The organism is Corynebacterium sp. HMSC072D12, assembly GCF_001813925.1.
GTDB classification, from domain to species: Bacteria; Actinomycetota; Actinomycetes; order Mycobacteriales; family Mycobacteriaceae; genus Corynebacterium; species Corynebacterium aurimucosum.
In genome coordinates this window covers 25,276-37,844 of the sequence record NZ_KV814380.1, presented here as the reverse complement: position 1 = coordinate 37,844, position 12,569 = coordinate 25,276, and the positions used below count along the sequence as shown (strand labels likewise).

10 protein-coding genes are annotated in these 12,569 nt (G+C 61.7%); 3 read left to right on the top strand and 7 right to left on the bottom strand.

The features are described 5' to 3' along the window. Positions 1-19: 19 nt before the first annotated feature. Both HMPREF2943_RS00215 and HMPREF2943_RS00210 read right to left on the bottom strand, forming a co-directional pair. Positions 20-862, bottom strand: a complete 843-nt coding sequence (locus HMPREF2943_RS00215) for a PrsW family intramembrane metalloprotease (protein ID WP_070710457.1) — start codon at positions 860-862, stop codon at positions 20-22. Continuing rightward, on the bottom strand, positions 859-1,350 hold the full coding sequence (locus tag HMPREF2943_RS00210) for a hypothetical protein (protein ID WP_070644670.1): 492 nt from the start codon (positions 1,348-1,350) through the stop codon (positions 859-861). The genes HMPREF2943_RS00215 and HMPREF2943_RS00210 overlap by 4 nt, the downstream gene beginning before the upstream one ends. A 42-nt stretch (positions 1,351-1,392) precedes the next feature. Between HMPREF2943_RS00210 and HMPREF2943_RS00205 the strand changes: the two genes are divergently transcribed. Both HMPREF2943_RS00205 and HMPREF2943_RS00200 read left to right on the top strand, forming a co-directional pair. Further along, on the top strand, positions 1,393-3,309 hold the full coding sequence (locus tag HMPREF2943_RS00205; RefSeq protein WP_070710455.1) for a M13 family metallopeptidase: 1,917 nt from the start codon (positions 1,393-1,395) through the stop codon (positions 3,307-3,309). A gap of 14 nt (positions 3,310-3,323) precedes the next feature. Beyond that, the gene (locus HMPREF2943_RS00200; RefSeq protein WP_070644672.1) at positions 3,324-4,154 is read left to right on the top strand and encodes an alpha/beta hydrolase; all 831 of its coding nucleotides are present in this window, start codon (positions 3,324-3,326) and stop codon (positions 4,152-4,154) included. A 2-nt stretch (positions 4,155-4,156) separates the two neighbouring features. On the opposite strand, the gene HMPREF2943_RS00195 is transcribed toward HMPREF2943_RS00200, so the two are convergent. From HMPREF2943_RS00195 to HMPREF2943_RS00175, 5 genes are all read right to left on the bottom strand, one after another. After that, on the bottom strand, positions 4,157-7,483 hold the full coding sequence (locus HMPREF2943_RS00195; RefSeq protein WP_070444370.1) for an arabinosyltransferase domain-containing protein: 3,327 nt from the start codon (positions 7,481-7,483) through the stop codon (positions 4,157-4,159). 31 nt (positions 7,484-7,514) lie between these two features. Then, a complete protein-coding gene (locus tag HMPREF2943_RS00190) occupies positions 7,515-9,455 on the bottom strand; it encodes a galactan 5-O-arabinofuranosyltransferase (protein WP_070710453.1) in 1,941 nt (646 codons plus the stop codon). 38 nt (positions 9,456-9,493) lie between these two features. Further along, a complete protein-coding gene (locus HMPREF2943_RS00185) occupies positions 9,494-10,252 on the bottom strand; it encodes a decaprenylphospho-beta-D-erythro-pentofuranosid-2-ulose 2-reductase (protein WP_070710451.1) in 759 nt (252 codons plus the stop codon). 14 nt (positions 10,253-10,266) lie between these two features. Continuing rightward, positions 10,267-11,682 carry a decaprenylphosphoryl-beta-D-ribose oxidase gene (locus tag HMPREF2943_RS00180; protein WP_070710449.1) on the bottom strand — a complete coding sequence of 472 codons (1,416 nt, stop codon included), beginning with the start codon at positions 11,680-11,682 and terminating at the stop codon, positions 10,267-10,269. A 148-nt stretch (positions 11,683-11,830) separates the two neighbouring features. Next, positions 11,831-12,109 (bottom strand): hypothetical protein, encoded by a 279-nt coding sequence (locus HMPREF2943_RS00175; protein WP_070644676.1) that lies wholly within the window; start codon positions 12,107-12,109, stop codon positions 11,831-11,833. Between the two features lie 36 nt (positions 12,110-12,145). On the opposite strand from HMPREF2943_RS00175, the gene HMPREF2943_RS00170 reads away from it, so the two are divergent. Beyond that, on the top strand, positions 12,146-12,568 hold the full coding sequence (locus tag HMPREF2943_RS00170) for a hypothetical protein (RefSeq protein WP_070710447.1): 423 nt from the start codon (positions 12,146-12,148) through the stop codon (positions 12,566-12,568). Position 12,569: the final 1 nt, after the last annotated feature.

The window sequence follows — 12,569 nt, the reverse complement described above, 5'->3', positions numbered from 1 at the left end:
CAGGGGCAATTCGACTAATTCACCGCAGGCTGGCTAAGCCCGGCGAGTGCGAGTAGGTATCGTCCGACTTGGCCAGACGGTGGGCCCGAATACCCAGGGCGATGACGGTGGGGTAGAGGATGAGCGCGACGACGATATACTGCGTGATCAGCTGCCAGGTTTCTTCCCACATGTAGTTCCACGCGAAGTGGAGACAAAAGGAAACAAAAAGCGCGCCCACGCCGACGCCGAGACGCCACCACCAAGTTTTATGGGCAGCGTAAATGGCCCAGGCGATGCCGAAGCCCGCGATGGCCGTCAGTGACATGTGCAGACCTGGTCCCGCCACAAGGCGCAGTCCCCACATCTGCAGCATGCCAATCCAATCCGACGTCGGGTGCATTACGGCGCCGAGAGAGGCGTAGAGGATGTTCTCGAAAACATCGAAAGCCCAGCCCACGAGTGCGCCGACGATGAAGCCGTGCCAGGGCCGGTTGAGCTGGCGGAAGCTGAGGAGAATGAAGACCACGCCGAGGGCCTTGGCGAATTCCTCCGGATAAGCACCGGACCAGGACATCATGGATTCTTCCCAGCCCACACCTTTGGTGAGGGAGGTGAACGGCAGTGCGGAGAGGAGCGCTAAAGATACCGCGGTGCCGCCTCCCCACAGCACGCTGGCAGTGGCCCAGCCCTTGGCCGGTGCGGCCCACATCGGGCTGAGGCGCCACAGGTATAGGCCTAGTGCTAGGAAGGCTAGTCCGATCAGCAGGCTTATCAGGCCTGGGAGCGGGGCAACGAGAAAGGAGCCCAACAGATTGATAAGAGCGGCGGGTAGGCAGACGCCAATGAAGACCCACAGGGTTACGCGGAAGATCTTGCTCACTTGAAGGCCTCCATAAATTGATCGGCGAATTCCTCTGGGTTTCCATCCGAGAAGACGAGCTCGTAGTTGAGGTTTCCCTTGGCCACGCTGAAGGCAACGACCGGGATGTACGTATACGTTCGCAGGACGAGGATGCCGTCTTGGTTTTCTACTTTTTCCTTCGGCATCGACCCGAAGGTGGTCGCGCGAACGGCGCGGCGCAGGGCTAGCTCATCATCGTCGACATCAGAGGTGAGATAGGCCTCGACCAAGGTGTCGCCGCAGTCCCACGCCTGGTTGGCCACGGAATCGTAGTTAACGCTGCACTCGACGCCGTCGATGGGCTGATGCCACTCCGGATCATCGAGGACGACTGGCTCTGTTTCCGGCTCGTGTTCCGGCAGTGCCAAGCTGAGGATGGCGGGCGTGCCCAGCACGAGGAGAGTCACTCCCAGCACAGCGAAAAACGGCCCCGTCATCTTCGCTGGCGGGAAACGATAAGAAGTCATGCACACCACACTAACGCGTGCTTCTGACATAGAGTGAAGTGCATGAAGGATCTGTATCAGTTTGTTAATGGCCCCTGGATTGAGTCCCACGTTATCCCCGATGACCGTGGCGTCGACGGCACTTTTCACGCGCTTCGCGACGAAGCCGAGGAACTCGTCCACGACATCGTTAAGGAAGACACGGGCCGCCCAGGGATCGTGTATTCCTCCCACATGGATGTAGAAGGAGTCAATGCTGCGGGAACGACGCCGCTTGACGAGGACCTCGACAAGCTGGTGGCGGCGGACCCGGAGGAGCTGGCCCACAACCTGGGTGTGCTGGAGCGCGAGGGCGTTGGCGCCCCGGTTACCTTCTGGGTGGAAAAGGACTCCGGCGCCGAGGAGGCGGTGGCCTACATTATTCAGTCCGGTTTAGGTCTGCCGGATGAGGCTTATTACCGCGAGGAAGCCCACGCGCAGACGCTCGCTGACTACGAGAAGCACGTTGCGGCGATGCTGGGATTCTTAGATCCCGCCCGCCTCTTCGGACTGGGCGCGGAGACGGCCGCGACGCGTATCGTAAACCTAGAGAAAGAAATCGCGGCCGGCCACTGGGATGTGGTGGCCTCGCGTGATGCGGTGAAGACGTATAACCCGGTGGACGTCGCCAAGCTGCCCAGCATCACCCGCGCCATCCTGCAGGGCGGGGGACTGCCCGAGCACCGTGCGGTAGCTATGATGCCGTCTTATTTCGAGCACCTGGAGGGCCTGTTTACCGCCGGCCGCATGGCGGATTGGCAGCTGTGGGCAACGTGGCACATTCTGCTCTCGCGCGCGCCGTACCTCACCGAGGAGATCGGTAAGAAGAATTTCGAGTTCTACGGAACCAAGCTTTCCGGTGCCACGGAGCAGCGTGACCGCTGGAAGCGCGCCGTGGGCTTGGCGGAAAACATGGTGGGACAGGAGATTGGCAAGGTCTTCGTGGACAAGCACTTCCCGCCCTCCTCGAAGTCCGAGATGGATGAGCTGGTGGAGTACCTTACCGCCGCTTATCGTGAGAGGATTTCGCAGCTGGAGTGGATGACTCCGGCTACTCGTGAACGCGCGCTGGAGAAGCTCTCCCAGTTCAAGGCCAAGATTGGCTATCCAGATACCTGGCGTGACTATTCTGACCTGGAGTTTTCTCCGAAGGGAGCGGACTTGGTGGCCAATGTGCGCGCGGGTAATGCGTGGAATCATGATTATGAATTGGCCAAGATTGGCAAGCCGGCGGACCGCGATGAATGGTTCGCAACCCCACAGACGGTCAATGCTTTTTATAATCCAGTGGTCAATGACATCACCTTCCCGGCAGCGATTCTGCGCCCGCCCTTCTACAACCCTGAGGCGGACGCGGCGGAGAACTTCGGCGCTATCGGTGCGGTGATTGGTCATGAGATCGGCCACGGCTTTGATGACCAGGGCTCGCAGTATGACGGCCAGGGCAACCTCAACTCCTGGTGGACGGAGGAGGACCGTGCAGCCTTCGAGAAGCTGACCGCGAAGCTGGTGGACCAGTTCCAAGGGCAGGTACCGAAGGTGCTGGAAGGCACCGATTCCGCAGGCGTCAACGGCAGCTTCACCCTGGGTGAGAACATCGGTGACCTGGGTGGACTAGGAATCGCCGTGGTGGCCTACAAGAACTACTGCGCCGACAAGGGCCTGGACATCAACGGCCAGGTCACGCCCTTTGAGGCTGAGGGCGCTGAGCCGGAATTGGCAGAGCACGAGTACACCGGTCTGCAGCGTTTCTTCCTGGCGTGGGCGCGCGTGTGGCGCACTGCCATCCGCCCGGAGATGGCCACGCAGTACCTGGCCATTGATCCGCACTCGCCGGCGGAGTTCCGTTGCAACATCATCGCTGAAAACATCGATGAATTCTACGAGGCCTTTGACGTCGAGGGTGGTCTAGCACCGGAGGAGCGCGTCACCATCTGGTAGTACCCTTGGGGGCCATGAGTGAGTGGAATATCGGTGGTACTGATCGCCAACTAAGTCCGGAACAACAGCTCGAGCAGCTCTCCTCCTACATGGAGGTGCACTACCCGCTGCCGGACTTCCGCCCGCCGTGGGCCGGTGGAGGTTCGCCGGAGGCGGACCGCTACTGTGCGTTGCTGCCGGACCGCATCGTGCAGGCCTCCATGATGGTGCTGGGTTCCGCAGTGGATCACTCGCTGCCTGGTACTGCCTTCACGGAGGGGGTACGTGTTGAAGACTCTGAGGTGGGAGCGATCTTTGTTCCTTCAGAGCAGAATGGTCGTTGGGCGGTGTCGTTGCACTCTGGCGGATGGTGGCGTGGTGACGGCAAGGCGCTAGAGATGCAGTGGCGGCCCGAAGTGGCTGCTGCAGCACAGCTGTCCGGAACCACCATCATTGATGTCGACTATCCGTTGGCACCCGAGCACACTGTGGCGGAGATGGCTCAGTCGGTTCAGGCGGCCGTCGATTATGCCCGCGAACACGGTGCCGAGCGCGTGACGGTGTGGGGCTATTCCTCGGGTGGGGCGCTCGCAGCGCTGGTGCCTGCCGACGCCCTCCTCCTCACCTTCCCTGACTTCGGCGCGCTGGCCAAGCTCCCGGAGGACATCCGCGGTGAGTACGTCCTCGACGAGGCGGCGCTGGCAGCAGCCTATTCTGACATCTTGGTCCAGACCGCAACGCAGGATGAGATTGCGGAACGCGTGGAGATTCCCGGTGCACAGACCGCGGACTACGTGTCTATGCACCGCATTTCCACCCCGGCCGTGGCGCGGCAGCGCATTAAAGATTCGGCCGAGTTCCTGTAGGGCTACTGCTCGCCCTCCGGGCGAATCTTCATCTCGGAGTTCTTCCACAAGCCAGAGCGCTGGATGACTTCCTGGTCGATATCCGCCTTCAGCGGTTCCTCGCCCCGGGAGTTGGTACGCAGCTCGTACTTCTCAATGGCGCCCCAGTCGCGTGCCCAATCGTTGTTGAGGTAGCTCGGGATCTCATAGGAGTAGTTCACTGCCTCTGCGGTTGCCAGCGCGCCACCACCGGAGAAGGACTGGAAGTCTGTGAGGGAGGTTTGCGCGGCGGCGTCGGGAAGAATGCGGAACTCCGGAATCTCCGTCACACCGGCGTAGTGGTCGAAGGTGCGCTGGCAGGGGAACTGCAGTGCGACGGACCAGTCAAGGAGTGCCGGGGTGGAGGAATCGAACTGGGAGTTGATGGTGGCCAGCTCCGGTACGCGCGGTGGGGTAAACGCCATCCAATCGTCTTCATCGGTGGAATCATCTACCGCAACGAGGCGTACAACGTTGGCCTCTTCCGGGAGCTCGTCTAGAGCAATGCGGAGGTTGCGCCATTTGGGGGTCGCGCCGACGTCGGAAAGCTCGGCCTCACCCTTGTTGGTGACCTTGCCGTTCTTGAGGGTGCCGTACTCCAAGGTGAGCTCGGTGCCTTCCTGCTCTACACCGTTGACGTCGTGGTGGTAAATCTTGCCGGCAGCAGAGACCGCGAGGACAGGGGTGTTTTCTCCTGGTTCCGGCAAGTTGTACCACTGGGTGGTGATGGTGGCGGTGGAGCGCTGCGACTCATCGTAGGAACCCATGACCGGGACCTTTGTGTAATCCAGGTTGAAGGGCAGGTGCATCTCGGAGCCGTTGACGCCTAGCGTTCCGCGCACGCCACCGGCGGAAGAATCGGTGACTTCGGTTGTTTCGGTGGTTTCCTCATTGGAAGCAGCCGAGTCATCACCGGTGGTGTTGGCAATGGCGCCTACCGACGCCGAGTTGAGGTTCTCCGGCTCAATATCTTCCTTGATCATGTTGGGGCCGAAACCGAAGTTATCCTCGTCTTCGTCAACCAGCGAATCCTTGAGGTCGCCGTCGACCGGAGTGAGGAAAGCCTCGTTGGTGTTGGTTTCCACCATGGTGGCATCCGCCAGCGAGCAGACATCGCCGCGCAGGGACGCCAGGTTGCCCTTGCCCACGGAGTAGGAATCCGCCTGGGCCACGTAGCCCTTGGCAAAGGAGGCGCAGGAGAAGGCCACGATGAGGATGCAGGCCACCGCAATCGGTGCGGACATGGCGCCTGCCCAGCGAGAAACCTTGGCGGCGTTGGCGGCCTCGAATTCCTCAAGGGTGCCGGCGGTTTCGGCCTTGTTCTTGCGATAGCTGTGAACCAGGGACTGGTAGAGGCCAATCGCTAGGACCACCATGGCGATCGCGAGCACCACGGTGTTGGCCTCGATGGCCTTGAACTGCACGGTGCGGTCCCACCACGGGATGCCGAAGGAAGACACGTACCACCACGCGTTCCAACCGCCGAGGGAGATGGCGAGGAGGAAAATCACCGCGGCGATGGAGAAGGTCCGGGCGCGCGGGGAGCGCATGGCGATCTGGGACAGGACCACCGAGCCGAGCGCGGCGATGACGCCGGCGATACCGGCGTAGATACCGAAGTGGTGCGTCCACTTCGTCGGCGTGAACATGAGGAAGAAAGCCGAGAGCGCCATGATGGCCAGCAGGCGTTTGGTGGGATCTGCCTCCGCACCGACGACGCGGTGGTTCTTGATGAAGGCGTAGATGATGAGCGCCAGGCAGAAAAGCATGGTGAACATGGCGAAACGGCGCGTCAGGGAGCCATCCACGGAGGGCTCGAAGAGCGTGGAGTAGCGCACGAACTCGGAGTACCACGGCAGGGACGGGCCGACCGCGGAGCGCACGCGCGTCGATTCGATGACTGACGCTAATGTTTGGTCCCCGAAGGCGGCGACCATGACGGCAGTGCCGCAGGCAAGGAACGGGGCGATGAGTGCCGGCCAGGTGACTTCGGGGGCGCGCGTGCCCATGATGCGGAACAGCGCGGGCAGGCAGACCAGGAAGATGCCCACCGCGGTCAGGCCGGTGGGGCCAGCGGCTAGGGTGATGGTGGCGATGATGGTGCCCACCGCTGCCGGCAGAAGGCGCTGGGTGGAGATGGCGCGCTCGAAGGAAGCCCACGTCAACATGACACCGAGGGCCACGATGGGCTCTGGGCGTACGCCGTTGTTATAGGGCAGCCAGAAAGCTAGGAACATGAACGCGGCCGTCCAGTGCGCGAGGCGGCGCTCGTTCACGCGGGTACCGAAGCGCGGGAGCATCTCGCGCGACAAAACAAACCAGATGATGAGCGCCGAGATGAGCGAGGGCAGGCGCACGATGATGGAGGCGCTGGAGAACTGTGCCAGCCATGCCACGAGGTCGTAGTACGGCGCGCCGAACGGGGCCTCGGGGACGCCGTACCAGCGGTAGTAGTTCGCCATGTAGGTCGCGTGATCGGAAACGCGGCCCATGGTGAGGATGAAGCCATCATCGGAGGTATTGGCGCCGAAGACGTACCACCAGCCGAGTACAGCTGCCACGACGCCATCGAGCGGGCGGATCTGCTTCCAGGTTTCGGGCATGAAGCCAAGGCGTTTGCCATCGAGGCGGTCAATCCGCCACAGGCAGACCAGGCTGATGACCACCATGGCCAGGCCCAGCCACATGGCGATGAGCTTGAGCGGTGTCGGGGAGGAGGTAAACCGAGAGTTGATCTCTACGTGGATGCGGAGGTCGTCGCCAAGCTCTGCGAGGTTCTCCGGAGTGTCATCAATCTCGGTGTAGACGCCGGTGACCTGCGGGCGCAGATCCTCCTCGGTGGTCTTCTTGTGCTTGCCCACGGAGACGGTGGTCCCGTCCTCCGTGGAGGCGATGCTGAGGGTGGCGTCCTCTGGTAGCTGTGCCACCTGCTCGGCTGTGAGCGAGAAAATGACCTCATCGAGGCTGGTTACCGAGAGGCCACCCTCGCCGGCGCGGACAAACATGCCGCGATTGGAGGCCTTCTTGGACTCCGGGGGCACGGTGCCGTAGAGCAGGTCCTGGCCGTCGCGCAGCTTGTCGACGGCTTCCAGGGGGATCTCTGCATCAATTTCTTCCGGCGCCACCGAGATGAGCGGGGCGTTGATGGACTGCAGGGAGCCCTGCTGGGGCCAATCGAAGGAGGATTGGGTCTGGTTCACCGGCAGTAGCGGCGTCGCCACGAAGCACAGGAAACCAATGAATCCAGCGATGATGGCGGTGAGTCGCAGGGACTGCGGTGCACGTAATGAAGAGGTTTTCCGATCTGACACGGCGATCAGTCTACGTCACCGCCTTGGCTTCTTAAGATCGCGCCGCCACGACGAAGGGGCCGATTTGTTGCGTGTTCCAACCTTCCTCAAAGACCTCTGGGTTGAAGAACACCGCGCGGTAGCGCACGTTGGGCTGGTTGGGGTAGATGTCTTCCGCCAAGTGCGTTTTGTAACCATCGCCGGGTTCTTCTAGGTCGCCGCGGAAGATGAGGACGTCCGGCCCGCGCCACGGTGCGGACTGAAGCGACTTCGCAAACTCTTCCGGAGTCTGCTCCCAGGACTTGGAAGCCCACTCCTCGATCTGCAGGTTGCGGGTGCTGAACTCTCCCAGCGGGTTGGCGTAATTACTGGTGAAGGCGTTGAATCCGTAGTAGGGGTTATAGGCCATGAAGAGCTTCTCATCGGTCAGGACAACCGTGTCATTGGCCTCGTAGCCCTGGGCATCGATGAACTCGCGGATCTCGCCGTAGTTGGCGGAAGAATCGCTGGTGTAGCGGTCCGCGCGTTCCCCGTAGCCGTCGGTATCGGTATAGGCATGGTCCAAGGCGGTCACGTTCGTTGCCGGGATCTGCTGGGCATAGTAAACACCGCCAAGCCCCATGAGGATGGCAAAGGCTAGGGTCACGCGCTTGCTGGTGACCTCGCTGAAGCCTTCCGGGTAGAGCGTGGGCAGGCCCATGAGGCGGATGTCGGCCAGCGCGAGGATGCCGGCCGTAGCGAAAAGCACCACGACGATCAGCTCTAGGCGGAAGCCCAGCAGCGTGCTGCCGGCGAGGGTCATGACCATGGAGGCCAAGATCCACAGGTAGGTGCCGACAAGAGCGGTGCTCAGAGCGTGGATTTCGGGCTCGTCGATGCGCATGACGAGGTAAATCAAGCCGATCAGGCTGAGGATGCCAATGACGGACAACGAGAGGAAAGGCGCCGGGATTTGGGTGCCTTCTTCCGGCAGGTAATGCTGCGCGGTGGACTCCAGCGGGGCAGTGGCGTGCAGGACCCCGTAGAGGTAGGGCGCCCAGGCGATCGCAGCGATGGCCAGGGAACCGGCCGCGATGGTGACCAAGTGCACGAGGGGTACCCATGTGCGCTCAGCGACGCCGGTGACCAGTGCAATGAGGCTGACGATGGTGAGCGCCACTGCACCCGTGTAGAGCGTGTAGAAGCAGGCAGAAACTCCCAGGTAGATAGCGATTGCGGCAGTAGAGAACCAGGAAGCCCTGTAGAAAGCGTGGGAGCACAGGACGGCCACTGCCGGGACGCCCATGGCGATGACGGCGGAATAGGGCTCCTCAGCGCCAATGGTCAGGGTCACCGCCATGGTGGTCAACGCAATGGCGGTGGCAACTGGCAGCGAACCGGTGAGTCGTTGCCAGAGTGGAACTAGCACGCACCCGGCCACGGCCAGGGAGATAAGGCTCCACGGTTGATAAACCTCCCAGCCCGGCATGTTGAGAAGGTTCGCGAGCCGCCCGCCCATCCAGAACCAGCCCAACGGGTAGAAGGTAGGCAGGCCCTCGTAGTTCATGTCCGCATAAGAGCTGGCCTCTGTGGCGCGGGTGAGGAATTGGGTACGGAATACCTGGTCGACTTGGACGCCGTCGAGCCACAGGCGGGAAGCCGAAAGGGGCAAGCCGATACTGGTCAGCGTGAGCAGCGCTGGGGAGATATAACACACAGCGGTGGTGAGCCACGTCCGCCAGCGGGGGCGCGGCCTAATAATCCACCACACGCATAACGCGCCCACCAAGAGAACGGTGAGCGCAGTTCCCGCCGTGCTCAACGCACGGGTCACCATCGACGTACTAAACGCCGGAAGGGAGACCGTCTTGAAGGCGAAGAAACCAATGAGCGTGATAAGGCCGCCACCTACAGCGGCGGCGGCCATTCCCACGAGAGTGGCGCGACGCGTCAAGCGGTCGACGTTATATTCCACGGTGGGGGAGATAGACGACGTGGCGGGAGACTCAGTCATGTAAGTAGTTTCCCATACGCCGTGGACATAGCGGAACTTTAGAAAGGCAGCTTCCGGAAGATCGCCTGTGGGATAAACTTGAATCCCAAGGACACGTACTCAAACAGCGGGTGCACGAAGATGGACTGCTTGCCATCCAGCACCGCCTTGACGGTGGCCTTAGCCACGTCGGAGACGTTGACGGTCAGGGGAGCCTCGCCGGCTTCCGCCGACATCTTGGTGCGCACCTGGCCTGGGCGAACCACGAGCACCTTGGCGCCGGAGCCGCGCAGGGCCTCACCGAGGTTGATGAAGAAGCCGTCGACACCGGCCTTGGAGGCGCCGTAAACAAAGTTGGAGCGGCGCACGCGCATGCCGGCGACGGAAGACAGCGCCACGATGGTGCCGTGGCCCTGCTGCTGGAACTTCTGGCCGAGTAAGACACCGAGGGAAACCGGTGCGGTGAAGTTAGTCTGGGCCGAGGCAACTGCCTTGGCCTGGTCCTGCCACAGTTCCTCCTGGTCACCGAGGGTGCCGAAGGCGATGATGGCGACGTCGACATCGCCGCGCTCAAAGGCGCGGTTGACGACGTCCCCGTGGCCCTCGAAATCAGTCGCGTCGAAGTCGATGACCTCGACGTCGCCACCGCGGGACTCGATGGTTGCGCGAGCATCCGCGATACGCGGGGAGTCCGCACGAGCCGCCAGGGTGACCTTGGCCGGGCCGCGCTCGAGGAATTCCTCGACGATGCCGAGGCCGATCTCGGAGGTGCCGCCGAGAAGGAGGATGTGTTGTGCTTGGCCTACTGCATTCAGCATGAGGTGATTCCTTTCTAGTGCAGCTCGAGGCGGCGGGACATATCGGAGGCGAAGACGCCGGTTGGGTCGATGTCGTTGCGAGTCTTGAGCCAGCCCTCGAGGCCCGGGTACATCTTGTGGAAGTTCTCCGCTGAGGTGCGGGACTCCTTGGCCAGGTAGAGGCGGCCACCGAATTCCATGACGCGCTTATCCAGATCATCGAGGAAAGCGCCCAGGCCCGGCTTGATGGGGAAGTCCACGCAGACATTCCAGCCCGGCATCGGGTAGGACAGCGGGGCCTTGTTACCCGGGCCGAAGAGCTTGAACACGTTGAGCGCGGAGTAGTGGCCGGAGCGCTGCATGTCGCGGATGATGTCCTTGAAGGGCTCGACGGCGTCGGTCGGCACCACGAATTGGTACTGAAGGAAGCCGTTGGAGCCGTAGCCGCGGTTCCACTCGCCGATGAGATCGAGCGGCTGGTAGAACTGCGTGAGGTTCTTGACCTGGTTACGCGCCGGGGCGCCCATGAGGTAGTAGGCCTCACCGATAGCCATGAGCGAAAGCTTGTTCATGGTGAAGTTCGGGAAGATATCCGGAACCGTCATCAGCTGCGGGGCATTGAACTTTAGCGGGTCCTTCGCCAGTTTCGGGGCGAGCTCTTCGAGCTGCTCCAGGGTGGCCAGGGAGCCGCGGGAAATAGTGGAGCGGCCCAGCTTTGGTTCCGGGGAGATGACGTCGAACCACGCGGAGGAGTACGTGTAGTTGTGCTCCGAGCCATCGGAGTGGAAGGCCACGGTTTCATCGAGGTTATCCGTGCGGTCGGTATCCGCGATGAAGTAGGCGGTTTCTGTCTTCGTCATCTTGATCTTGGCACGCAGGATGATGCCGGTTAGGCCCATGCCGCCGACGGTGGCCCAGAAAAGATCACCGCTCGGGTCATCCTCAGAGCCTTCCGGGGTCAGATGGAGGACTCGGCCGTCTGCCACGAGCAACTCCATCGAGGCGACGTGGTCACCGAAAGAACCGGCGGAGTGGTGGTTCTTGCCGTGGATGTCCGGGCCAATAGCGCCGCCGATGGTGACCTGGCGGGTACCCGGCAGAACAGGAACCCACAGGCCGTATGGTAGGGCGGCCTTCATGAGCTGGTCGAGGGTGACGCCACCGTCGACGTCGACGATGCCCGACTCCGGATCGATGGAGTGGATCTTGTTGAGCGGTTGCATGTCGATGACGAGGCCACCGGCGTTCTGCGCGGGGTCGCCATAGGAGCGGCCCATACCGCGGGCGATGACGCCACGGCGCAGGTGGGAAGGCTTATCAGCATTGTCCTCAGCCACCTGGGCGACGGCAGCCTTGATGACGTCGATGTCCGGGGTGGACAAAACGTGGGCGGTTGTTGCCGCCGTGCGGCCCCAACCGTGGAGGGACTTCTCAGTAGTATGCAGTTCCATCTCTTACTCTTTGATTCGATGTGATGGGTCGGTTTCCTACACTACCTAGGCGGTCGTGCCTGTGGCGGCAGTGAAAACGTGAGATTAGGTACAAAAGCCAAGCAAACGGAACATTTGTACTGTCCGGTTGTGTGGGTTTAGTTCGGAATTAGTACAGATCCATGATCTCGCGGATTTCTTCCGGCAGTTCTTCTTGGGAGCTAATTTCTGGGCCTTCATAGGCGCGCAGGATCTCATAGACGCGGCCGCGCGACGTGGAATCGAGGATGGGCAGTTCCTCGGCGATGAGCCGCGTCATAAAACCATTAAGCGGCAGCGAGGTGTGTTCCGTCGCCAGAAAGTGACCGTGACGCTTGTCTTCCTCGGCGCGCTCATCTTGCGCTGCTCGCTGTGCCGGGGTGAGGTGCTCTTTTTTAGAGGAGTACATGCACGGTAGCCTACCGCCCGCCTAAGGTGGGGCGGTATGACCTCTCCCAAGCAAGATAATTATGCGCTGGATGACACCCTCGCCGGACGCATCACCCAAGCCGCGGCTGTGGGCATTATGACTGCCTTCCCCGACTGGATTAAGAATAAGACTGCGCTCGTGTCCGCCTATGTCCTGTCTTTCTTAGGCTTTGGTGCACTCGTGGCAATTACTAATGCCGAGAGCCACGAGGGGCAACCGGAGCCGGAGACTCCCGATGTCCCCGCGTGGGCGATCCCGGTTGCCTTCGGCATTCTGCTGCTTGGCGGATGGCTCACAATAAAGACTGAGCACAGCGTGGTCCGATTTATTCGCCGCCGCGGCGTGGAAAAGCCGTGGACCGTCTGGGGTGGAATCAGTGCTGCCATCGTCTTCATTCTCAGCGAGCTCGAAGCGCGCGAGCTCACCGCCCGCAACTAAA

What these genes read in the sequence shown, in the direction of transcription:
- HMPREF2943_RS00210 (WP_070644670.1), bottom strand. Translation starts at nt 1,350, where the DNA reads ATGACTTCTTATCGTTTCCCGCCAGCGAAGATGACGGGGCCGTTTTTC.
- HMPREF2943_RS00205 (WP_070710455.1), top strand. Translation starts at nt 1,393, where the DNA reads ATGAAGGATCTGTATCAGTTTGTTAATGGCCCCTGGATTGAGTCCCAC.
- HMPREF2943_RS00200 (WP_070644672.1), top strand. Translation starts at nt 3,324, where the DNA reads ATGAGTGAGTGGAATATCGGTGGTACTGATCGCCAACTAAGTCCGGAA.
- HMPREF2943_RS00190 (WP_070710453.1), bottom strand. Translation starts at nt 9,455, where the DNA reads ATGACTGAGTCTCCCGCCACGTCGTCTATCTCCCCCACCGTGGAATAT.
- HMPREF2943_RS00185 (WP_070710451.1), bottom strand. Translation starts at nt 10,252, where the DNA reads ATGCTGAATGCAGTAGGCCAAGCACAACACATCCTCCTTCTCGGCGGC.
- HMPREF2943_RS00180 (WP_070710449.1), bottom strand. Translation starts at nt 11,682, where the DNA reads ATGGAACTGCATACTACTGAGAAGTCCCTCCACGGTTGGGGCCGCACG.
- HMPREF2943_RS00175 (WP_070644676.1), bottom strand. Translation starts at nt 12,109, where the DNA reads ATGTACTCCTCTAAAAAAGAGCACCTCACCCCGGCACAGCGAGCAGCG.
- HMPREF2943_RS00170 (WP_070710447.1), top strand. Translation starts at nt 12,146, where the DNA reads ATGACCTCTCCCAAGCAAGATAATTATGCGCTGGATGACACCCTCGCC.